We start from the raw sequence: 20,490 nt of genomic DNA on the forward strand, positions 1-20,490 counted from the left end.
AAAAACGCGCGCGTCCATCGGACTGATCGGGCTCTGCATACGCAATCATCGGCATCCATGTTTGCGCGCACGGTAGGCCAGTTGGGGGCGCGTGACACCCAGCACGCGCGCCGCCGCGGAGAGGTTTCCCCCGCATTGTTCCAGCGCACGGCGTATCAGCGTCTCCTCCACTTGTCCCAATGAGCCGGAGCCGACGCGGTCCGCCATGGCTTGGCCTGTGGGCACGGACCGCGGCAACAGGACGCCGTCTCCGCCCGCCAAGTGCCCATCCGGCCGTACCGACAGCACGTTCTTGTCCAGCGTCTCGCCGCTCGTGAAGAGGTGGTGAACATCGAGCAGGGCCCCCTCTGGCGCGACGATCACGGCGCGCTCGATCAGGTTCTGCAGTTCGCGGATGTTCCCGGGGTAGTCGTAGTTCAGAAGCGCCTTGACGGCGGATTGCGTGAAGCCGGTGACCTTGCGGCCGTGCTTGCGGCCGTAGTGCCGAAGAAAATGGCTCATCAGGAGCGGCACGTCGTCGCGCCGCTCGCGCAGCGGCGGCAGGTGAATGGGAAAGACGTTCAGTCGGAAAAACAGGTCGTCGCGAAACTTGCCCTCGCGCACGGCCTGGCGCAGATCGACGTTGGTGGCCGCGACGACGCGCGTGTCGACCTGGATGCTGCGCGTACCACCCACGCGCTCGACCTCGCCTTCCTGCAGCGTGCGCAGCAGCTTGCCCTGGGCCGCGTAGCTCAGCGTGCCGATCTCGTCCAGGAACAGCGTGCCGCCGTGGGCGCGCTCGAAGCGTCCCGGCCGCGCCGCGCCGGCGCCGGTGTAGGCGCCGCGCTCCACGCCGAACAGCTCGGACTCGATCAGGGTCTCCGGAATGGCCGCGCAGTTCACCGCGACGAAGGGCTTGTCGCGCCGCGGACCGATGCTGTGCAGCATGCTGGCGAACTTTTCCTTGCCGACGCCGGACTCGCCGGTGAAAAGCACGGTGGCCGTGGTTGGCGCGACGCGATGCAGCAGGTGGCAGGCCGCGTTGAAAGCCGACGATGCGCCCACCATCGCGTCGTTCTTGCGCGGCGGCGTGGGCAACGCGGCGGCCCACGGCTCCGCGCCGCCCACGCCGCTGTACTGGGACGCGCCGACGAAGTCACGCGCGCGCAGGTAGCGCATGTCTTCTTCCACATCGTCCCATCGCTCGGCCGATTTGCCGATCACGCGACATTGGCTCTCGCCCATCGAGCGGCAGGCGACTTCGCGGAACACCACCAGCCGCCCGAACAGCGTGCTGACGTAGCCGGTGGCATAACCCACCTGCATCCAGCAGGCCGGCGAGCCGCCGATGCCGTAGGCCGCGATGTGCTCGTCGTCTTCGATCGAGTGGTGCCAGATGAATTCACCCTCGTAGTCCGAGGTCTCGGGGTCATAGCGCACGTGCACCAGCTCGACCTTCACCAGGCCTTCCAGGGCATGCAGGCGGGTGCCGGCCATGGCGGCGGCGGCCGGTTCGGCGTCGGGCCAATGCTTGCGCACCAGCTGCGCATCGCGCGCGCCGCTGACGTAGCCCGCGCGTGTGAAGAGACCACGGGCGCTCTCCTGGCCCAGGCTGTCGATGAGCTCGCGTCGCAGAGACCCCAGCGCCTCGGTGTGCAGAAGCACCATGCGCTGATCCTGCAGCCAGATGCGGCCATCACCGGGCGAAAAGAACAGGCACTCGCTGATGTCGGCAATCGTCGGATGCTCTTCGCTGCCCACGTGCGAGGCCTCGAAGCGGCTCATTGCACGCGTCGCTTCGGCGCCGTCGAAACGGCCCAGCGCGGCGCCGGTGGCGCGTGCCACGTCGGCCAGTGAGATCCGCTCCGGGAACGGCGAGTTGGCGGTTTTGGTCAATTTTCAGCTCATCGTTTGGTGAAACGAGCGGCCGATTTTTGATCATTTGGTGAAACTGCAGATCAGGGTAAACCAGTTATTTCGAATAACCAGTACAGCCTCGGGAATTCCCCTAATCTCCCAATGAAAACACCATCGCGCGGCGGCGTTGAGCCACCCCGCCGCGGCGCCGCTGGTACGCCCGTTGCGAAAAGAAGGCGGGTGCCGCGGACATTTCCGCCCGCGGCCAGCCGATCAATTTTTTCGCAAGGGGTGAGTCATGGATGTTTCGCAGAAACCGGCGTTCCTGGACCCGGCAGCCTGGGCCGGCAAGGTGTTCAACGGCGCGTGGGTCGCGTCCGCAGGCGGTGCGCGCGACGTCGTCGAACCGGCCACGGGCCAGGTGATGGCGGCCGTCGGCATCGCCGATGCGCAGGACGTGGGGCTGGCCACAGCCGCCGCGGCGCAAGCGCAGAAAAGCTGGGTGCAGGTTGCGCCGCGCGAGAAGGCCGCGGTGCTCCTGCGGGCCGCGGCCCTGTTCCAGCAGCACTTCGACGAGATGGCGCTCTACGTCGCTCGGGAGACCGGCGCCATCCTGCCCAAGGGACAGCACGAGGTGCGCGAGGCCATCACCCTGTGCCATCTGGCGGCGGCCATGCCCCTGCAGGCGCAGGGCCAGGTCCTGCCGAGCGCGAGCGGCACCACCAGCCTGGCGCGGCGCGTGCCGCGGGGCGTGGTGGGCGTGATCTCGCCCTTCAACTTTCCGCTCATCCTCACCCTTCGAACCGTGGCGCCGGCTCTTGCGGCGGGCAACGGCGTGGTGATCAAGCCCGACTCGCGCACACCGGTGAGCGGCGGCTTCATGATCGCCCGCGTGTTCGAAGAGGCGGGCCTGCCCCCCGGTCTGCTGCAGGTGCTACCCGGCGACGCCGCCGCCGGTGAAGCGCTGGTGACCGATGCGCGCGTGCCGATGATCGCCTTCACCGGCTCGCCCGCGGTGGGCCGGCGCATCGGTGAACTGGCGGGGCGCCACCTGAAGAAGGTGACACTGGAGCTGGGTGGCGCCAACTCGCTGATCGTGCTGGAAGACGCCAACCTCGACATCGCGGCCAGCAACGCCGCCTGGGGCGCCTACCTGCACCAGGGGCAGATCTGCATGGCGACCAATCGCATCATCGTGCACGAGAGCATCGCCACCGCCTTCACGCAGCGGCTGGTCGAGAAGGCCCAGCACCTGCCGGTGGGCGACGGCGCCAGCGGCCAAGTGGCCCTGGGGCCGCTGATCGACGCCAAGCAGCGCGACCGGGTGCACGCCATCGTGCAGGACAGCATCGCGGCCGGCGCCCAGTTGCTGGCCGGCGGCAGCAGCGACGGCCTGTTCTACAAACCCACGGTGCTGGCGGGCGTGAAGGCCGGCATGCGCGTGTACGACGAGGAAGTGTTCGGCCCCGTCGCCAACATCATCACCTTCAAGACCGACGACGAGGCCGTGGCCCTGGCCAACAACCACCAGGGCAGCCTGGCCTCGGCGGTGATCTCGCCCTCGATCGGACGTGCCATGGCAATGGCTGCGCAGTTGAACTCCGGCATGGTCCACATCAACGACCAGACCGTCAACGACGAGTGCGTCAACCCCTTCGGCGGCCCCGGCATCGCCGGCAACGGCAGCAGCGTCGGCGGCCCGGCCGACTGGGAGGAATACACCCAGTGGCAGTGGCTGACCATCAAGCAGGCGGCGCACGCCTATCCGTTCTGAATGCCAGCGACCGAATCCACAAAGGAGACATTTCATGCAGCTTGAAGGAAAAACCATCGTCGTCACCGGCGTGTCGTCGGGCATCGGCGCCGAGGTGGTGCGCATCGCGCGCTTTGCCGGCGCCCGCGTCATCGGCATGGACCGCAACGACCCCAGCCTCACGCTCGACGGCTTCGTCAAGGCCGACCTGAGTTCTGTCGCCGCCATCGATGCGGCCGTGGCGCAATTGCCCGAACGCTTCGACGCGCTGTGCAACATCGCCGGCGTGCCCGGCACGGCGCCCGTGAAGCTGGTCGCCGACGTCAACTACCTGGGCCTGCGCCATCTGACCGAGCAGGCGCTGCCGCGCATCCCGCGCGGCGGTTCCATCGTCAACGTGGCCTCCATCCTCGGCGCCGAATGGCCGCAGCGACTGGCGCCGCACAAGGCCCTGGCCGCCGCGCAAGGCTTCGAGGCCGGTGCCCATTGGCTGCGCGACCATCCCGTGCCGCAGGAGACCTGCTACCAGTACTTCAAGGAAGCGCTGATCGTCTGGAGCGCCACGCAGTCGCAGAAATGGTTTCTGGAACACGGCGTGCGCATGAACTGCGTCGCGCCGGGGCCGGTTTTCACGCCGATCCTGGGCGACTTCGTGAGCATGCTCGGCCAGGAGCGGGTGCAGGCCGATGCGCACCGCATGCTGCGCCCCGGCTTCGCCGACGAGATCGCGCCGGTGATCGCGTGGCTGTGCAGCGATCAGGCGCGCTGGATCAGCGGCGCCAGCATCCCGGTCGACGGCGGCCTGGCATCGACATACATCTGAGCCGCGATGACCCACGCCGCCGCCATGCTCGACGTGGCGGCCGGCTGGCGGCGTGACTTGAGGTGGGCAAGTACCTTGCCGACGGGAAATGACCCCGCTGCGGCGCATTGGGTGGTAGGCCGTGATGGGCTTGAACCATCGACCAACGGATTATGAGTCCGCTGCTCTAACCAACTGAGCTAACGGCCCACTGGCCACGATTCTATTCGCCGCAGCGCCCTACTTGCGGTGGCTCAGCGCATTGCCGACCAGCCGCGACGTGATATCGACGATCTGGATCATGCGTTCATAGGGCATGCGCGTCGGTCCGATCACGCCCAGCGTGCCCACGACTTGCCCATCGACCTCGTAGTTGGCACTGACGATGGAAAGCTCCTCGAACGGCACGACCTGGCTTTCGCCGCCGATGAAGATGCGCACGCCTTCGGCCTTGCTCGACACATCGAGCAGACGCATCAGCTGGGCCTTTTGCTCGAAGAGTTCGAAGGCGCGGCGCAGTTGCCCCATGTCGCTGGAGAAATCGCTCACCGACAGCAGGTTGCGCTCGCCGGAGATCACGACTTCGTCTTCCTGCGCCTCGGTCAGCACCTCGGAGCTGACCTGCACCGCAGCCTGCATCAGGGCGGCGATCTCGCCGCGCAGCTTCTCGATCTCGGACTGGAGACGATCGCGCACCTGCTCGATGGTCAGGCCCGCATAGTGGGCATTGATGTAGTTCGAGGCCTCGACCAGTTGCGACTGCGAATAGTCGGCCTCCGGGAAGATCACCCTGTTCTGCACGTCGCCATCGGGCGAGACGATGATGACCAGCAGGCGCCGCTCGGAGAGCCGCAAGAACTCGATCTGCTTGAACACAGAAGCGCGCCGCGGCGCCATCACCACACCGACGAACTGCGACAGGTTCGACAGCAGGTTCGCCGCATTGGCGATCACCTTCTGCGGCTGGTCGGGCGCCAGGCTCGGCGTGCTCATCTGTTCGCGCTCGGCGGTCAGCATGGTGTCGACGAAGAGGCGGTAGCCGCGGTGCGTGGGGATGCGGCCGGCCGAGGTGTGCGGGCTGGCAATCAGCCCCAGCGCCTCGAGGTCGGACATGACGTTGCGGATGGTCGCGGGCGACAGGTCGAGCCCCGGCGAACGCGAGAGCGTTCGCGAGCCGACGGGTTGCCCGTCGGCGATATAGCGCTCGACGAGCGTCTTGAGCAGCAACTTGGCACGGTCGTCCAGCATTGCAAGATTTTAGTGTTGTAATTTGTGAGATATGACCTCTCGCTTTCGTCACGTCGCCCTGATCGGCAAATACCAGGCTTCCGGCGCCCGAGCGCAGGCGGATGCGCGCGACGGCGTCATGGAAGGCATCGGCACCTTCCTCGAATCGCAAGGCTGCACGGTGTTCGTCGAGCGCTCGACCTGCGAAGACGACGATGACGGCGCCCCCGCCCATCCGCGCTACGAAGCCCTGAGCGTCGAGGAAATCGGCCAGCGCTGCGACCTCGGCCTGGTGGTCGGCGGCGACGGCACCATGCTCGGCATCGGCCGGCAGCTCGCCAGCTACGGCATTCCGCTGATCGGCATCAACCGCGGCCGGCTCGGCTTCATCACCGACATCCCGCTCGACAACTACCAGGCCACGCTGATTCCGATGCTGGCCGGCGAGTACGAGGAGGACCACCGCAGCCTGATGCATGCACAGGTCGTGCGCGACGGCGCCTCGGTGTTCGACGCGCTCGCGATGAACGACGTGGTCGTGAACCGCGGCGCCACCTCCGGCATGGTCGAGCTGCGCGTGTCGGTGGGCCGCCATTTCGTGGCCAACCAGCGCGCCGACGGCCTGATCATCGCCACGCCCACGGGCTCGACCGCCTATGCGCTGTCGGCAGGCGGGCCGCTGCTGCATCCAGCGGTGCCGGGCTGGGTGCTGGTGCCGATCGCGCCGCACACCCTATCGAACCGTCCCGTGCTGCTGCCTGATGCCGACGAGATCGTGATCGAGCTGGTGGGCGGGCGCGACGCCAGCGCCAATTTCGACATGCAGTCGCTGGCCTCGCTCGCGATCGGCGACCGCGTGGTGGTGCGCCGCTCCGACTTCCGGGTGCGCTTCCTGCACCCGCGCGGCTGGAGCTATTTCGACACGCTGCGCAAGAAACTTCATTGGAACGAAGGGGGCTCCTGAAATGGCGCTGCGACGCATCGCACTGCGCGACTTCGTGATCGTGCGATCACTCGAACTCGACCTGTCCGGCGGCTTCACGGTATTGACCGGTGAGACCGGCGCGGGCAAATCCATCCTGATCGACGCACTGCAGCTGGCCCTGGGCAACCGCGCCGACGCGGGCGCCGTGCGCGAAGGCGCCGAGCGGCTCGACGTGAGCGCCGAATTCAACGCCGACCCGGCCCTGGACACGTGGCTCGACGAGGGCGGCTTCGAGGCCGGCGACGCGCTGCTGCTGCGCCGCACCGTCGACCTGCAGGGCCGCAGCCGCGGCTGGATCAACGGTAGCCCGGCCACGGCCACGCAATTGCGCGAACTCGGCGACCGTCTGCTCGACATCCACGGCCAGCACGCCTGGCAGAGCCTGACGCGGCCCGAAGCCGTGCGCGGCCTGCTCGACGCCTACGCGGGCGTGCGCACTGACGCGCTCGACGCCGCATGGCAGGGCTGGCGGCAGGCGCTTTCGGCGCTCGAACATGCGCGCTCGGCGCAAGACTCGCTGCAGCGCGAACGCGAACGGCTGCAGTGGCAGATCTCCGAAGTCGCCAAGCTCGCGCCGGGTGCCGACGAATGGGAAGAGCTGTCGACCAACCACTCGCGCATCTCCAACGCGCAAGCGCTGATCGACGCAGCCCAGGGCGCCAGCCAGGCGCTGGAAGACGACGACAGCGGCGCCCTCTCCGCGCTCTCGCGGGCGGCCACGCTGCTGCAGAACTGCGAGCACATCGAGCCCGAGTTCCGCGCGCTGGGCGAGGTGCTCGCCTCCTGCGTGGCGCAGGCTTCCGACGCGGCCCACACGCTGCACGGCTACCTGCGCGACGCCGACACCGATCCGCAGAGCCTGGCCGAGCTGGATGAACGCATGGGCCTGTGGATGTCGCTTGCGCGCCGCTACAAGCGCACACCCGCCGAGCTGCCGGCGCTGCTGGCCGGCTGGCAGGCCGAACTGCAGGCGCTCGATGCGCAAAGCGATCTCGAAGGCCTGGAGCGTGCCGAGCAAGGCGCGCAACAGGCCTACATGAAAGAAGCCAAGGCGCTGGGCAAGGCCCGCAAGCAGGCCGCCCCCCGCCTCGCCCAGGCCGTCACCGACGCCATGCAGGGCCTCGGCATGCAGGGCGGACGCTTCGACGTCGAACTGCAGCCGCTGGCACAGCCCAGCCGCGCCGGCCTCGAAGACGTGGCCTTCCTCGTTGCCGGCCACACCGGCAGCACGCCCCGGGCCATCGGCAAGGTGGCCTCGGGCGGCGAACTGTCGCGCATTGCGCTGGCCATCGCCGTCACGACCAGCCAGCTCGGCGCCGCGCAGACGCTGATCTTCGACGAGGTCGATGCCGGCGTCGGCGGGGCCGTGGCCGAGACGGTCGGGCGGCTCATGAAGCAGCTCGGCCGCGACCGCCAGGTGCTCGCCGTGACCCACCTGCCCCAGGTGGCCGCCTGCGCCGACCATCACCTCGTGGTGGCCAAGCGCCAGACGGCGGCGGCGGGCAAGGACGGCCCGCGCACCGAAAGCGGCGTGTCGCGCCTCGACGACGACAACCGCGCCAGGGAAATCGCCCGCATGCTGGGCGGCGAGAAGGTCTCGCAGACCTCGCTCGCGCATGCACGCGAGCTGCTCGGCCACAAGACTCCGGCGACCGCGCCATGAGCCTCGACCTCGTGCTCATCACGGGCATGTCGGGCTCCGGCAAGTCGGTGGCCCTGCACGCGCTGGAAGACGCTGGCTACTACTGCGTCGACAACCTGCCGCCCGAGCTGCTGACCCCGTTCGTCGCGCTGCAGCATGAGCAGCAGGCCACGCGGGTGGCCATCGCCATGGACGTGCGCAGCGGCGTCTCGCTGCCGATCGTTCCGCATCAGCTCGACGCGCTGCAGCGCGACGGCGAGATCTCGCTGCGTTCGCTGTTCCTCGACGCAACCACCGACGCCCTGCTGCGCCGCTATTCGGAAACCCGCCGCCGCCACCCGCTCTCGCGCCAGGAGGGCCGCACAGACGTGCCCGAGCAGCATCGCGTGCTGATGCAGGCGATCGAGCTCGAACGCGAGCTGCTGGCCGACCTGCGCGACGGCGCCGACGTGATCGACACCAGCCTGATCCGGCCTGCGCAGCTGCAGAGCTACATCAAGTCATTGATCTCCGCGCCCCAGAGCGCGCTGACGCTGGTGTTCGAGTCATTCGCCTTCAAGCGCGGCGTACCGCTCGATGCCGATTACGTGTTCGACGTGCGCATGCTGCCCAATCCGCACTACGTGCCCGCGCTGCGCCCGCTCACAGGCCGCGACGAGCCGGTGATCGAATGGCTGCGCGAGCACGACGACGTGGCACGCATGTACGACGACATCGAGCAGTTCCTTGCGCACTGGCTCGATGCGCTGGCGCGCGACCATCGCAGCTACGTGACTGTGGCCATCGGCTGCACGGGCGGGCAGCATCGTTCGGTGTTCCTGGTCGAGCAGCTGGCGCGCTCCTTCGGTGCGCGCTGGGGTGCGCTCAAGCGGCACCGCGAGCTCGACGCGGTCTGACTGCCTAAGCCTCGCTGCCCTCGAGCAGCTTGCGCATCGGCGCCGGCAGGCCCAGCCGGCCCCACTCGTCCGCACCGACCCAGCGCGCACCCTCGCCTTGCGGCTGGCCGCCCTGAAGCTTCAACGGGTGCAGGTGAAGGTCCTTGTGGGTCAGCACATGCACGAAGGCCGGCAGGTCCTGCAGGCCGCGCTGCGCAGTCGTCGGCAACACGGCCAGAAGGTCTTCGCGGCTGTCGAACACGGGCAGGCAATAAAGCCCCGCCCAGATGCCCTTCGACGGCCGCTTCTCCAGCCACACGCGGCCGTGCGCATCGCGCGCCAGCAGCACCCAGAGCGACTGGGCGCTGCGCTTGAGCTTGCGCGTCTTGACGGGATATCGCTCCGTCGCGCCTTCCCGCAGGGCCGCGCAGGTCTTGTTGACCGGGCAGATCATGCAGCTCGGCTTGCGCGGCAGGCAGACCGTGGCACCCAGGTCCATCACGCCCTGGGTGTAGTGCGCGATGGCTTCTTTCTGGTCGGCCGGAGGAAGCAATTGCGTCGCCAGATCCCACAGCGCACGCTCCTGCGCCGCCGAAGACATGTCGCCCGCGAAACCGAGCACGCGCGTCAGCACGCGCTTGACGTTGCCGTCGAGGATCGCCACGCGCTCGCCGAAGCAGAACGCCGCAATGGCCGCGGAGGTCGAGCGGCCGATGCCGGGCAAGGTGACGAGCTCGGCGGCGGTGCGCGGAAACTCGCCGCCGAAGCGCGCGACAACATCCTGCGCACAACGGTGCATGTTGCGCGCCCGGCTGTAGTAGCCCAGCCCGCTCCAGAGCCCGAACACCTCGTCCTCGGTGCCGGCGGCCAGCGCCTTCACGTCGGGAAATCGTTCGAGAAAGCGCGCGAAGTAGCCGAGCACCGTCGACACCTGCGTCTGCTGGAGCATCACCTCCGACAGCCAGACGCGGTACGGGTCGCGGGTGTTCTGCCACGGCAGCTGGCTGCGCCCGTGGCTGCGCTGCCAGCTCACGATCTGCGAGGCGAAATCGGGGGGCAATGGCAGGGTTGCAGCCGCCGTGGAGACGGAAACTTCAGGCCGCACGCAGCTCGCCGACAGTGGCCGCGGCCTGCGGCCTTCCGTGCTGCGCGATCATCGATGTGAACTCGCGCAGCTGCACATGAAGCTCGGTGAGGTTGCTCTCCTGAGAGGCAAGCTCGACCAGCCGCTCGTCGAGGTTGCCCGCCGCGCTCTGGATGCGCTCGATCGCCTCGATGCGCTTGCTGAAATTGCGGCGGCGCTCCTTGAGCTGCGCGTCGATCTGCGCGCTCGCACCCTTGCTCCAGCGCTCGACCTCGGTCATGGCCGCTTCGTTGACGAGCCGCAGCCGGCTGGCCAGCGCACGCACCAGCTTGTCGCAGAAATCGGCCTGCGCGAGCTTCAGCAGGTTGCCCACGCCCAGGTAGTGGATGTGGCTGCGCTCGATCTGGCCCAGCTCCTGTTCGAAGCCCGTCAGGTCGGGCTCGGCCGGCGCCTGCAGGGTGAAGCCCTGCTCGGCATTGAGCTGGCGGAAGGTGGCGTGCAGCATCGACTGGATCTCCGCCGTGGTCGCCTGCACTTCGCGCAGGTTGTTGCGCAGCGAGTCGAAGGTCTCGGCGTACACCTTGCGCACGTTGAACTTGACGCCGGGGCGCTTGAGCGCGGCCGACAGCCGCACCATGTCGGCCTTCAGCGCGGTACGGCCGAGCACGGCATATACCTCGCGCAGCAGCTTGCCCTGCACCGATCGCAGCGCCAGGATGCGCGTGTTGCTTCCTTCGAACTCGGTGTGCTCCTGGTCGATGCGCGCGCGCATGTGGCGGATCACCGAGACGTTCTTGCCGCGCAGCCCCTGCAGTTCGAGCGCCTGCTCGGACAGGTCGCGCTGGCGCACCTTCAGGATGCGCTCGGCCTCGGCGCGCAGCGCGGTCATGCCCGCGTCGACCGCCAGCCGCAGCATGGTTTCACGCTTGCCGAGCACGCCTTCGGCCAGCAGGGATTCGAGCGCCGGCAGACGGCTGGCCTCCAGCAACTGGCCGTCGTGCTGGATCTTGGCCTGCAGGCCCTTCTGCGCCGACACCGGCAGCACCTGCGCCAGCGGCACTTCGAGCAATCGGGCCGCGCCTTCGCGCTGGCGCTCGATCTGCTGCTCGATGTGGGCGGGCTGGCTCAGCGTATCCCACATCGTGTCGATCTTGTTGAGCACCACGAAGCGCGTGTCGTTGCCTTCGTCCTCGGTGATCAGGTGTTCGCGCCAGATCGAAAGATCAGAGCGCGTCACGCCGGTTTCAGCACCCAGGATGAAGACCACCGCATGGGCCTGCGGAATCAGGCTCACCGTGAGTTCGGGTTCGGCGCCGATCGCATTCAGGCCCGGAGTGTCGAGAATCACCAGCCCTTGCTCCAGCAGCGGATGCGGCATGTTCAGCACCGCATGGCGCCAGCGCGGGATCTCGACGCGGCCCTGCGCGTCCTGCGCCGGGTTGTCGTCGGGGGTATCGTCGTCCCAGAAACCCAGCGTGCGCGCTTCGTCCTTGGTGACCCAGCGCACCTCGGCCACCTTGCTCATGGCCTGCGCCAGCTGCTCGGCGTCGCCGACGTCGATGGAGATCTCGGTCCACCGCGCGGGTTTCTCGCGCCAGTGGGCCAACGAATGCGGCTCCAGGCGGGTTTCGATGGGCAGCAGGCGCAGCTTGGGCGCGAGCGCGGCGTCGTAGCCCAGCTCGGTCGGGCACATCGTGGTGCGGCCCGCGCTGGCCGGCATGATGCGCCGCCCGTAGCCGGCGAAGAAGATGGCGTTGATCAGCTCCGACTTGCCGCGCGAGAACTCGGCGACGAAGGCGACCATGACCTTGCTGGTGCGGATCTGCGTCTCGAGGCCGCGCAGGCGCTCCGCCACCGCCTGGTCGAGCAGCTCGTTCTCGGTCAGCCAGCGGGACAGCCACTGCAGCCGGTGGGCGAAATTGCTTCGCCAAGCGCCGTGCTGATCGAGTTGTTGGTTGAAAGAGCGGCTCAAGGGAAATATGTAAGAAACAACTTACAAATATAGCATCGGGAGGTGGCAACAACCGTTTCTAGATTGTTTCTCTCGTCGGATTGTGACGCTTACTTCTGGCACTTGGGGCAGTAATAGGTGGAGCGCTGTCCCTGACGCAGCAGGCGGATCGGCGTTGCGCAAACCCGACAGGGTTCGCCCGCGCGGCCATAGACGGTCGCTTCGAGCTGGAAATAGCCATTCTGGCCGTCCACATTGGAGAAATCGCGCAGCGTGCTGCCGCCCTTCTCCACCGCCCGGGCCAGGATCTCACGCACCGCCGCATGGAGCCGGGCCGCCCGCGGGCGGCTGATGCGCGCGGCCGACAGCGTCGGCCGGATGCCCGCCTGGAACAGCGCCTCCGACGCGTAGATGTTGCCCACGCCTACCACCACGTCGCCCGCCAGCAGCACCTGCTTGACGGCGCTCCTGCGCTTCTTGAGGCCGGCATGGAAGGCATCGAGGTCGAAGGCGTCGCCCAGCGGCTCCATGCCCAGCCCGCCGAGGAGCTTGATGGCCCACGGGGCGGCCTCGTCGTCCACGTAGACCACCGCGCCGAAGCGGCGCGGATCGTTGAGCCGCAGCGTGCCCCGGTCGGTGACCAGGTCGAAATGGTCGTGCGGCCCGGGCAGCGGCAGCGCCGCGTCGAAACGCAGGCTGCCAGACATGCCCAAGTGCAGCAGCAGGATGCCGCGGTCGAGGTCGATCAGCAGGTATTTGCCGCGCCGCCGCACCTCGCGCACCTGCCGCCCGACCAGCGCCTCGGGCAGCACCATCAGCGCCCAGCGCAGGGGCTTGCCGATGTGCACCGCGTCGATGCGCGCGCCCGCGATGCGGTCGGCAAAGCCGCGGCGGGTGACTTCGACTTCGGGCAGTTCAGGCATGAAAGTAAATCTCCGGCAAACGCCAGCGGTAACGAGGCCCCAGGGGGCGCTCATTCGGGAGCCTCGATTATTATGGTCGGATGAATCTTTCGCCCCGCCGACACCGCCTTGCGGCGGCCGCGTCCCTCGCCTTGCTGGCCTGTGCGGTTCACGCACAATCCTCCGCCCCTGCAGCTCCTGGCAGCCCCGTGCTGACCATCGAACACTCGGCTCAGCCGAAGCCCGCAGTCAAGCCCAAGGGCACTGCGGCCAAGGCGGCCAGCGAACCCGCACCGCAGCCGTCTGCGCTGACGGCCGACCTGTTCTATGAAATCCTGATGGGCGAGATGACCGCCCGCTCCGGCGACCCCGGCTCCGGCTACGCGCTGGTGCTCGATGCCGCTCGCCGGCTGCGCGACGGCAAGCTGTTCCAGCGTGCGGTCGAGATCGCCCTGCAATCGCGCTCGGGCGATGCGGCGCTCGCCGCGGCGCGGGCCTGGCAGGAAGCCCTGCCGACCTCGCGCGACGCGCGCCGCATCGAGCTTCAGATCCTGATCGCGCTGAACCGCATCGGCGAAACCGTCGAGCCGCTGCGCGCCGAAGTGGCTGCAACCTCGCAAGTCGAACGTCCGCTGCTCATGGCCGTGATCGCACGCAACTACGCGCGCGCCTCGGACAAGAAGCTGGCCGCCTCGGTGGTCGAGCAGGCCCTGGTCGACGAACTGAAGAGCCCGACCAGCGGCGGACTGGCCTGGGCTACCGTCGGCCGTCTGCGCCTCAATGCAGGCGATGCCTCCGGCGCCCTGGAGGCTGCGCGCAAGGGCCAGGAGATCGACCCGGCCTCCGATGCGCCTGCGGCGCTGGCGCTCGAGATGATCGACCCCGGCCAGCCGCTCGCCGAGCCGATCGTCACGCGCTACCTGAGCAGCAACCCGAAGGCCGCGCCCGACCTGCGCATCGCCTATGCGCGCGTGCTGGTCGAGAACCGGCGCTTCAACGACTCCGCCGCGCAGCTCCAGGTGCTGACCACGTCGCGACCGGAACTTGCGGAGCCATGGCTGCTGCTCGGCAGCCTCCAGATGCAGGCCAGGCAGGATGCCGCGGCCGAGACCTCGATCAAGCGCTTCATCGAACTGTCGGCCAACCGCGGCGGCAACAAGGACGCCGACGACGCTGCCGACCGCAAGCGAGGGGTGTCGCAGGCGTACTTTGCGCTGTCGCAACTGGCGGAGCGGCGCAAGGACTTCACAGCGGCCGAGCGCTGGCTCGCGCGCGTCGATGGGGCCGACGAGCTGGTGGCCGCGCAGACCCGCCGCGCGGCCCTGCTGGCCCGCCAGGGCAAGCTGCCCCAGGCGCGCGAAATGATCCGTGGCCTGCCCGAGCGCACGCCCGACGACAAGAAGCAAAAATTCCTTGCCGAAGTGCAGCTGCTGCGCGACGCGAAGCAGTACCAGGCGGCCTACGACATGCTCGCCCAGGCCTCGGCGAAATCGCCGGACGACGGCGACCTCGTCTATGACCAGGCCATGGTCGCCGAGAAGCTCAATCGCCTCGACGACATGGAACGCCTGCTGCGCCGACTTATCGAGCTCAAGCCCGAGAGCCAGAACGCATACAACGCGCTGGGCTACTCGTTCGCCGATCGCAAGATCCGGCTCGACGAGGCGCGCACGCTGATCCAGAAGGCGGTGCAACTGGCGCCCGAAGATCCGTTCATTGCCGACAGCCTGGGCTGGGTCGAGTTCCGGCTCGGCAACACGACCGAGGCGATCCGCATCCTCGAGGCGGCCTACAAGACGCGGCCCGATCCCGAAATCGGTGCTCATTTCGGCGAAGTCCTGTGGAGCACCGGCCAGAAGGACCGCGCGGTCACGGTCTGGAAGGAAGCCCTGCTGAGCGATGCCGAGAACGAGACGCTGCAGGAAACGCTCAAGCGCCTGCGCGTGAAGCCGTAGATGATGCTCGCCCCCAGGCAGGTCGACAGTGGCCGGCGCGTCCTTCTGGCGATGGGGGGCGTGGCCCTGCTTGCGGTGGCGGGCTGCGCCCAGCTTTCGGGCGGCCCTTCAACCCGCCCACCCTCGGACAGCTGGAGCGGCCGCATGTCGCTGCGCATCGACAGCGAGCCGGTGCAGACCTTCGCTGCGCTGTTCGAGCTGCGCGGCTCCGCCGAGACCGGCGACCTGACGCTCACGACACCCATCGGCAGCACGCTGGCGCAACTGCATTGGGCGCCGGGTGAGGCCCTGCTGAAAGACGGCAGCAAGACGCGGCGCTTCGACTCCGTCGATGCATTGATCGAGGCCGCCACCGGCGCCGCCATCCCGGTCGGCGCGCTGTTCGGCTGGCTCGCGGGCCGCAACGATCCCGTTCCCGGCTGGAAGCCCGATCTTGCGCAACTCGGCAACGGGCGGCTGCAGGCCGTGCGCGAATCGCCGAGTCCGAGGGCCGACCTGCGCATCGTGTTCGAGCGGTCATGAAGGCGATCCACGACCTTCCCGCGCCGGCCAAGCTCAACCTCTTCCTCCACATCACCGGCCAGCGCGACGACGGCTACCACCTGCTGCAATCGGTCTTCATGCTGATCGACTGGTGCGACATGCTCCACGTCGAACTGCGGCGCGATGGCCAGCTGAGCCGCGAGGACCTGACGACCGAGCTGCCCGCCGACGACCTGATCCTGCGCGCGGCCCGCGCTCTGCAGGCATTTGCCGAGCCCGGCCAGGGTGCGCACATCGGCGTGGCCAAGCACGTGCCGGCGCAGGCCGGCATGGGCGGCGGATCTTCGGATGCGGCCACCTGCCTGCTCGCGCTGAACCGCCTGTGGGGCCTGAACCTGCCCCTGTCACGGCTGGCCCGCATCGGCCTGAAGCTGGGCGCAGACGTGCCCTTCTTCCTTGGCGGGCACAACGCATGGGTCGAGGGCATCGGCGAGCAGATCCGACCGGTTACACTACCGTCGGCGCGTTTCGCGGTGGTCAAGCCACCCGAGGGACTCGATACCCGATTAATTTTTTCGGCTTCCGATCTTCAACGCGCCACACCTGTTGCTATAATCTCGGGCTTTGCTGCAGATAGCGAATTGTCTGAAGCGACAAACTTGGAAAGCTCGGTTCTGAGCTCTTCGGTTTTCGACTTCGGCCACAACGACCTGCAGCCGGTTGCCCAGCGACTTTGCCCCGCCGTCACCGACGCCATCGAATGGCTCGGCGCCCAGGGGTTGAAGGCCCGGATGACCGGCTCCGGAAGTTCGGTGTTCGCGAAGATGCCGCAAGCGCCGCAGGAAGCGGAACTGCTCGAAGCCCCCGAAGGCTGGCAGGTTCGTCAATGCAGCAACCTGGAAGTTCATCCGCTGTGCGGGTGGGCAACCTGAAGATGATCGGACCGTTCATTCGGTTCGATGCGACATATATCGGTTGATGGTGAAAACCATCGACCCGTGTAGGGGAGTCGCCAAGCTGGTTAAGGCACTGGATTTTGATTCCAGCATGCAAAGGTTCGAATCCTTTCTCCCCTGCCAAATCTTCAACGACTGCGGCCCAACGGCCGCAGTCTTCTTTTGCAGCCCACCCGCTGCAATAATCGGCGGCTCACCGGCCGCCATGCATCACAAACCTTTTGGCGGCTTCCTAAGCCAATTCGCACTGCCGGGACGCGCTCATGCAGGCTAATCACCCTGATTTCATGGTTTTCACCGGCAACGCCAATCCGGGCCTTGCTGCAGAAATCGCGCACAACCTCGGCACCTCGCTGGGCGCCGCACGCGTCGGTCGCTTCTCCGATGGGGAAGTCACTGTCGAGATCAACCAGAACGTTCGTGCGCGCGACGTGTTCGTGGTGCAGTCGACCTGCGCACCGACCAACGAAAACCTGATGGAACTGCTGATCATGGTCGACGCGCTCAAGCGCGCTTCGGCCGAACGCATCAGCGCCGTGATCCCCTACTTCGGCTATGCCCGCCAGGACCGCCGCCCGCGCTCGAGCCGCGTGCCGATCTCGGCCAAGGTGGTGGCCAACCTGCTGGAAACCGTCGGCGTCGAGCGCGTGCTCACGATGGACCTGCACGCCGACCAGATCCAGGGCTTCTTCGATATCCCGGTCGACAACATCTACGCCTCGCCCGTGCTGCTCGGCGACCTGCGCGCGAAGAACTACGAAGACCTGATCGTGGTCTCGCCCGACGTCGGCGGCGTGGTTCGCGCCCGTGCGCTGGCCAAGCAGCTGAACTGCGACCTCGCCATCATCGACAAGCGCCGCCCGAAGGCCAACGTCAGCGAAGTCATGAACGTGATCGGCGAGATCGACGGCCGCAACTGCGTGATCATGGACGACATGATCGACACGGCCGGCACGTTGGTCAAAGCCGCCGAGGTGCTGAAGGAGCGCGGCGCCAAGAGTGTCTACGCCTATTGCACGCACCCGATCTTCTCGGGCCCGGCCATCGAGCGCATCACGCAGGGCTCGGCCCTCGACGAAGTGGTCGTGACCAACACCATTCCCCTTTCCGACGCCGCCATGGCTTGCGGAAAGATCCGCCAGCTCTCCGTGGCACCGCTGATCGCCGAAACGATCCAGCGCATTGCCAAGGGCGAGTCGGTGATGAGTTTGTTCTCGGATCAGGACAACCTGTTCTGACCGGGACATGAAGCGGGCCTCCTTTGCGGGAGGCCTTTTTGAACCGGAGTCGCACTGGTCGCGGTGGACTCTCACAGGAGCTAGTTATGAAATTCGTCGCTTTTGAGCGCGCAAAGCAGGGCACGGGTGCGAGCCGCCGTCTCCGCATCTCGGGCAAGACCCCCGGCATCGTCTACGGTGGCGACACCCAGCCGCAGCTGATCGAGATCGATCACAACGCGCTGTGGCACGCCCTGAAGAAGGAAGCCTTCCATGCGAGCGTGCTCGAAATGGAAATCGGCGGCGCCGTCAGCAAGGTTCTGCTGCGCGACGTGCAATACCACCCGTTCCGCCAGCTGGTGCAACACATCGACTTCCAACGCGTCGATGCCAAGACCCGCATGACCATGAAGGTGCCGGTGCACTTCAAGGGCGAGGAAGAATCCGAAGCCGTCAAGATCGACCTGAACCTGGTCAACCACGTGACGACCGAACTCGAATTGAACTGCCTGCCGAGCGATCTGCCCGAGTTCATCGAAGTCGACCTGTCGGGCCTGAAGAAGAACGGCACGGTCACGCTGAAGGACATCAAGCTGCCCAAGGGCGTGAAGTGGGTCAGCCACGGCAAGGTCAACCCGGTGCTGGCTTCGGCCGTGTCGCCGGCTGCTGAAGAAGCCGACGTTCCCGCTGAAGGCGCAGTCGCTGCCGACGCAGCTGCCGCACCGGCAGGCAAGGGTGGCAAGGCCGCTCCCGCCGCCAAGACCCCGGCTGCCAAGACCGCCAAGAAGTAATCCACTTCTCGCGTCTGTCTTTGCGAAGGCCCGCTCCGTGCGGGCCTTTTGCTTTTGGCGGATCGGATAATCCACGACCATGATCAAGCTGTTTGTCGGCCTCGGCAACCCGGGCCCAGAGTACGAAGCCACGCGGCACAACGCCGGCTTCTGGTGGATCGACGCCGTCGCGCGCGAATGGAAACTCAACCTCGTGCCCGAGCGCAGCTACCACGGCCTTGCCGCACGCGCCAACATCGGCGGCCAGAGCATCTGGCTGCTGGAGCCGCAGACCTTCATGAACCTGTCGGGCAAATCGGTGGCGGCCCTCGCCCGCTTCTTCAAGATCGCGCCCGAGGAAATCCTCGTGGCGCACGACGAGCTCGACGTGGTGCCGGGCCAGGTCAAGCTCAAGTTCGGCGGCAGCCATGCCGGCCACAACGGACTGCGCGACATTCACGCGCAACTGGGCACCGGCGACTACTGGCGGCTGCGGCTGGGCATCGGACACCCTGGCGTGAAGTCGGAGGTCGTCAACTGGGTGCTCAAGAAGCCGCTCAAGGAACAACGTGAAGCGATAGAAGACGCCATCGTCCGCACCCTGCACGCGCTGCCTGCGCTGGTGGCAGGCGAGATGGAAAAGGCGACCCTCGTCATTCACACGAGCAAACCACCCCGGCCCAAACCGCCGCGGCGGGAGCCCGGCGACGGAGGCACGCCTGCCGCCACCTAGCCGGCCATCGGAGTGCAGGAGGGAGAGAAATAAAAAATGAGCCAGAGGAAGAAAAGAAAAAGAACGACAGCCGAGAGCCTCGGGATTGCTATATTTTCAATAGCAACATGCGCTTTCTCCATGAGCGCGTCCGCCCAAAACGCCGCAAAAACCTGGCGATGCGGCAACACCTATTCCGACCAGCCTTGTGAAGGCGGCACGACGGTGAAGGTGAACGACCACCGCAGCGACCAGGACCGCCAGGCCGCCGACGCCGGCACGCGCAGCGCCCAGACCTACGCCGACCACCTGGAACGCACCCGGCTGTCCCAGGAAAAGGCGGCCAACGACCGCGATCAGCGAGCCGCGCGGGAAGCCAGAAGCGCCGCGCTGGCGGAAAGACGGCTTGCCCTGTCCGAGCAGAGGGAAAGGGATCGCGCACGCAAGGCAGCCAACGATCCGCGCAGGTCCAGCCTGAATTTCAGCGGCGGCCAGAGTTCAAGGGCGGCCGGCGACGCCTCGGAGCGCAAGAAAAAGAAACGGAAACCAGCCGCCTAAGCGCTGCTCGACACAGACGTCACCTTGATCGCCGTGAGACGCTCGTATTTCTGCATCAGCGTCTCGCGGCTTTCCACGTGCTCGGGATTCACGGGAATGCAAGCCACCGGGCAGATCTGCACGCACTGCGGCTCGTCGAAGTGGCCGACGCACTCGGTGCACTTGTGCGGATCGATCTCGTAGAACTCCGCGCCCATGTAGATCGCGTCGTTCGGGCACTCGGGCTCGCAGACATCGCAGTTGATGCATTCGTCGGTGATCATGAGGGCCATCCCCCGATTATCGCGGGGCCGGGCGGACAGGCTGCCGATGAATGACAAAGGCCACATCCGCGGCACACTTGTTGCACGAGTCAGTTATGCTGCGCCCCGCCCCATGAGTCTGTTTCTATTCAAGCGCCTCGCCACGCTGATCGGCACGCTGATCGGCGCGTCCATCATCGTGTTCCTCGTTCTGGAAATTCTTCCAGGCAACGCCGCGCAGATGCTCATGGGTCCCGACGCCTCGCCCGAAGCCGTCGCCGCCCTGGCCACCAAGCTCGGCCTCGACCAGCCCGCGTGGACGCGCTACTGGCACTGGATCGGCGGCTTGCTGACCGGCCACCTCGGCGACAGCTACGCCTACAGCTCGCCCGTGCTCGACCTGATCCTCGAACGCCTCGCGCTCACCGTGCCGCTGGCCATGATGGCGATGGCCCTGACCGTCGTGATCGCGCTGCTGGTGGGCGTGACGGCCGCCGCGCGCCACAACAAGCTCGGCGACGTCGGCCTCATGGGCATGGC

19 protein-coding genes and 2 tRNA genes are annotated in these 20,490 nt (G+C 67.1%); 14 read left to right on the forward strand and 7 right to left on the reverse strand.

Annotation, left to right across the window (positions count from 1 at the left end):
• Positions 1–45: 45 nt before the first annotated feature.
• Positions 46–1,764, reverse strand: coding sequence for a sigma 54-interacting transcriptional regulator (locus AC1DFC_RS27770; RefSeq protein ID WP_478180418.1), 1,719 nt, complete (start codon positions 1,762–1,764; stop codon positions 46–48).
• Between the two features lie 370 nt (positions 1,765–2,134).
• Here AC1DFC_RS27770 and AC1DFC_RS27775 point away from each other — a divergent pair, with 370 nt between their 5' ends.
• Entirely contained in the window at positions 2,135–3,610 is a 1,476-nt protein-coding gene (locus tag AC1DFC_RS27775; RefSeq protein WP_478180412.1) for a benzaldehyde dehydrogenase, read from the forward strand.
• A gap of 34 nt (positions 3,611–3,644) precedes the next feature.
• A complete protein-coding gene (locus tag AC1DFC_RS27780) occupies positions 3,645–4,412 on the forward strand; it encodes a coniferyl-alcohol dehydrogenase (protein ID WP_007835889.1) in 768 nt (255 codons plus the stop codon).
• 112 nt (positions 4,413–4,524) lie between these two features.
• Here AC1DFC_RS27780 and AC1DFC_RS27785 read toward each other — a convergent pair.
• A tRNA-Ile gene (locus tag AC1DFC_RS27785) sits at positions 4,525–4,601 on the reverse strand.
• 30 nt (positions 4,602–4,631) lie between these two features.
• On the reverse strand, positions 4,632–5,639 hold the full coding sequence (gene hrcA / locus AC1DFC_RS27790) for a heat-inducible transcriptional repressor HrcA (RefSeq protein WP_413314423.1): 1,008 nt from the start codon (positions 5,637–5,639) through the stop codon (positions 4,632–4,634).
• A 31-nt stretch (positions 5,640–5,670) separates the two neighbouring features.
• On the opposite strand from hrcA, the gene AC1DFC_RS27795 reads away from it, so the two are divergent.
• From AC1DFC_RS27795 to rapZ, 3 genes are read left to right on the forward strand one after another with little or no spacing between them, the layout of a single operon-like run.
• The gene (locus AC1DFC_RS27795) at positions 5,671–6,582 is read left to right on the forward strand and encodes an NAD kinase (protein ID WP_007834361.1); all 912 of its coding nucleotides are present in this window, start codon (positions 5,671–5,673) and stop codon (positions 6,580–6,582) included.
• Position 6,583: 1 nt separating this feature from the next.
• The gene (gene recN, locus AC1DFC_RS27800) at positions 6,584–8,266 is read left to right on the forward strand and encodes a DNA repair protein RecN (protein WP_478180413.1); all 1,683 of its coding nucleotides are present in this window, start codon (positions 6,584–6,586) and stop codon (positions 8,264–8,266) included.
• Positions 8,263–9,141 (forward strand): RNase adapter RapZ, encoded by an 879-nt coding sequence (rapZ, locus tag AC1DFC_RS27805; RefSeq protein WP_007834365.1) that lies wholly within the window; start codon positions 8,263–8,265, stop codon positions 9,139–9,141. The genes recN and rapZ overlap by 4 nt, the downstream gene beginning before the upstream one ends.
• A gap of 4 nt (positions 9,142–9,145) precedes the next feature.
• Here the strand turns inward: rapZ and mutY are convergent, their stop codons facing one another.
• From mutY to mutM, 3 genes are all read right to left on the reverse strand, one after another.
• Complete coding sequence (gene mutY / locus AC1DFC_RS27810) at positions 9,146–10,180, reverse strand: A/G-specific adenine glycosylase (RefSeq protein ID WP_478180414.1); 1,035 nt, start codon at positions 10,178–10,180, stop codon at positions 9,146–9,148.
• Positions 10,181–10,214: 34 nt separating this feature from the next.
• Positions 10,215–12,176: a dynamin family protein gene (locus tag AC1DFC_RS27815; protein ID WP_007834369.1), complete on the reverse strand. Its 1,962-nt coding sequence runs from the start codon at positions 12,174–12,176 to the stop codon at positions 10,215–10,217.
• A gap of 89 nt (positions 12,177–12,265) precedes the next feature.
• A complete protein-coding gene (mutM, locus tag AC1DFC_RS27820) occupies positions 12,266–13,078 on the reverse strand; it encodes a bifunctional DNA-formamidopyrimidine glycosylase/DNA-(apurinic or apyrimidinic site) lyase (RefSeq protein ID WP_042673528.1) in 813 nt (270 codons plus the stop codon).
• Positions 13,079–13,158: 80 nt separating this feature from the next.
• On the opposite strand from mutM, the gene AC1DFC_RS27825 reads away from it, so the two are divergent.
• The 8 genes from AC1DFC_RS27825 (at position 13,159) to AC1DFC_RS27860 (ending at position 19,708) form a co-directional block, all read left to right on the forward strand.
• Complete coding sequence (locus AC1DFC_RS27825) at positions 13,159–15,012, forward strand: tetratricopeptide repeat protein (protein WP_478180415.1); 1,854 nt, start codon at positions 13,159–13,161, stop codon at positions 15,010–15,012.
• The gene (locus AC1DFC_RS27830) at positions 15,013–15,534 is read left to right on the forward strand and encodes a lipoprotein insertase outer membrane protein LolB (RefSeq protein ID WP_042673531.1); all 522 of its coding nucleotides are present in this window, start codon (positions 15,013–15,015) and stop codon (positions 15,532–15,534) included. It abuts the gene before it with no gap.
• Complete coding sequence (ispE, locus tag AC1DFC_RS27835) at positions 15,531–16,427, forward strand: 4-(cytidine 5'-diphospho)-2-C-methyl-D-erythritol kinase (RefSeq protein ID WP_007834377.1); 897 nt, start codon at positions 15,531–15,533, stop codon at positions 16,425–16,427. Before AC1DFC_RS27830 ends, ispE begins: the two co-directional genes overlap by 4 nt.
• 70 nt (positions 16,428–16,497) lie before the next feature.
• A tRNA-Gln gene (locus AC1DFC_RS27840) sits at positions 16,498–16,574 on the forward strand.
• Positions 16,575–16,714: 140 nt separating this feature from the next.
• Positions 16,715–17,689, forward strand: coding sequence for a ribose-phosphate pyrophosphokinase (locus AC1DFC_RS27845; protein WP_007834379.1), 975 nt, complete (start codon positions 16,715–16,717; stop codon positions 17,687–17,689).
• A gap of 86 nt (positions 17,690–17,775) precedes the next feature.
• On the forward strand, positions 17,776–18,459 hold the full coding sequence (locus AC1DFC_RS27850) for a 50S ribosomal protein L25/general stress protein Ctc (protein ID WP_007834380.1): 684 nt from the start codon (positions 17,776–17,778) through the stop codon (positions 18,457–18,459).
• A 79-nt stretch (positions 18,460–18,538) separates the two neighbouring features.
• A complete protein-coding gene (pth, locus tag AC1DFC_RS27855; protein ID WP_007834381.1) occupies positions 18,539–19,171 on the forward strand; it encodes an aminoacyl-tRNA hydrolase in 633 nt (210 codons plus the stop codon).
• Positions 19,172–19,291: 120 nt separating this feature from the next.
• The gene (locus tag AC1DFC_RS27860) at positions 19,292–19,708 is read left to right on the forward strand and encodes a hypothetical protein (protein WP_478180416.1); all 417 of its coding nucleotides are present in this window, start codon (positions 19,292–19,294) and stop codon (positions 19,706–19,708) included.
• Here AC1DFC_RS27860 and AC1DFC_RS27865 read toward each other — a convergent pair.
• A complete protein-coding gene (locus AC1DFC_RS27865; protein WP_056595128.1) occupies positions 19,705–19,980 on the reverse strand; it encodes a YfhL family 4Fe-4S dicluster ferredoxin in 276 nt (91 codons plus the stop codon). The two genes, AC1DFC_RS27860 and AC1DFC_RS27865, sit on opposite strands and share 4 nt — an antisense overlap.
• Positions 19,981–20,083: 103 nt before the next feature.
• Between AC1DFC_RS27865 and AC1DFC_RS27870 the strand changes: the two genes are divergently transcribed.
• Positions 20,084–20,490: ABC transporter permease (locus tag AC1DFC_RS27870; RefSeq protein WP_478180417.1), on the forward strand; the 407-nt coding region annotated here is incomplete at its 3' end.

It is taken from the genome of Variovorax sp. 10L421, from assembly GCF_056395365.1.

Excerpts from the sequence above, each read along its gene's own strand:
- AC1DFC_RS27770 (WP_478180418.1), bottom strand. The coding sequence starts at position 1,764 with ATGAGCCGCTTCGAGGCCTCGCACGTGGGCAGCGAAGAGCATCCGACG.
- AC1DFC_RS27775 (WP_478180412.1), top strand. The coding sequence starts at position 2,135 with ATGGATGTTTCGCAGAAACCGGCGTTCCTGGACCCGGCAGCCTGGGCC.
- AC1DFC_RS27780 (WP_007835889.1), top strand. The coding sequence starts at position 3,645 with ATGCAGCTTGAAGGAAAAACCATCGTCGTCACCGGCGTGTCGTCGGGC.
- hrcA (WP_413314423.1), bottom strand. The coding sequence starts at position 5,639 with ATGCTGGACGACCGTGCCAAGTTGCTGCTCAAGACGCTCGTCGAGCGC.
- AC1DFC_RS27795 (WP_007834361.1), top strand. The coding sequence starts at position 5,671 with ATGACCTCTCGCTTTCGTCACGTCGCCCTGATCGGCAAATACCAGGCT.
- recN (WP_478180413.1), top strand. The coding sequence starts at position 6,584 with ATGGCGCTGCGACGCATCGCACTGCGCGACTTCGTGATCGTGCGATCA.
- rapZ (WP_007834365.1), top strand. The coding sequence starts at position 8,263 with ATGAGCCTCGACCTCGTGCTCATCACGGGCATGTCGGGCTCCGGCAAG.
- mutM (WP_042673528.1), bottom strand. The coding sequence starts at position 13,078 with ATGCCTGAACTGCCCGAAGTCGAAGTCACCCGCCGCGGCTTTGCCGAC.
- AC1DFC_RS27825 (WP_478180415.1), top strand. The coding sequence starts at position 13,159 with ATGAATCTTTCGCCCCGCCGACACCGCCTTGCGGCGGCCGCGTCCCTC.
- AC1DFC_RS27830 (WP_042673531.1), top strand. The coding sequence starts at position 15,013 with ATGATGCTCGCCCCCAGGCAGGTCGACAGTGGCCGGCGCGTCCTTCTG.
- ispE (WP_007834377.1), top strand. The coding sequence starts at position 15,531 with ATGAAGGCGATCCACGACCTTCCCGCGCCGGCCAAGCTCAACCTCTTC.
- AC1DFC_RS27845 (WP_007834379.1), top strand. The coding sequence starts at position 16,715 with ATGCAGGCTAATCACCCTGATTTCATGGTTTTCACCGGCAACGCCAAT.
- AC1DFC_RS27850 (WP_007834380.1), top strand. The coding sequence starts at position 17,776 with ATGAAATTCGTCGCTTTTGAGCGCGCAAAGCAGGGCACGGGTGCGAGC.
- pth (WP_007834381.1), top strand. The coding sequence starts at position 18,539 with ATGATCAAGCTGTTTGTCGGCCTCGGCAACCCGGGCCCAGAGTACGAA.
- AC1DFC_RS27860 (WP_478180416.1), top strand. The coding sequence starts at position 19,292 with ATGAGCGCGTCCGCCCAAAACGCCGCAAAAACCTGGCGATGCGGCAAC.
- AC1DFC_RS27865 (WP_056595128.1), bottom strand. The coding sequence starts at position 19,980 with ATGGCCCTCATGATCACCGACGAATGCATCAACTGCGATGTCTGCGAG.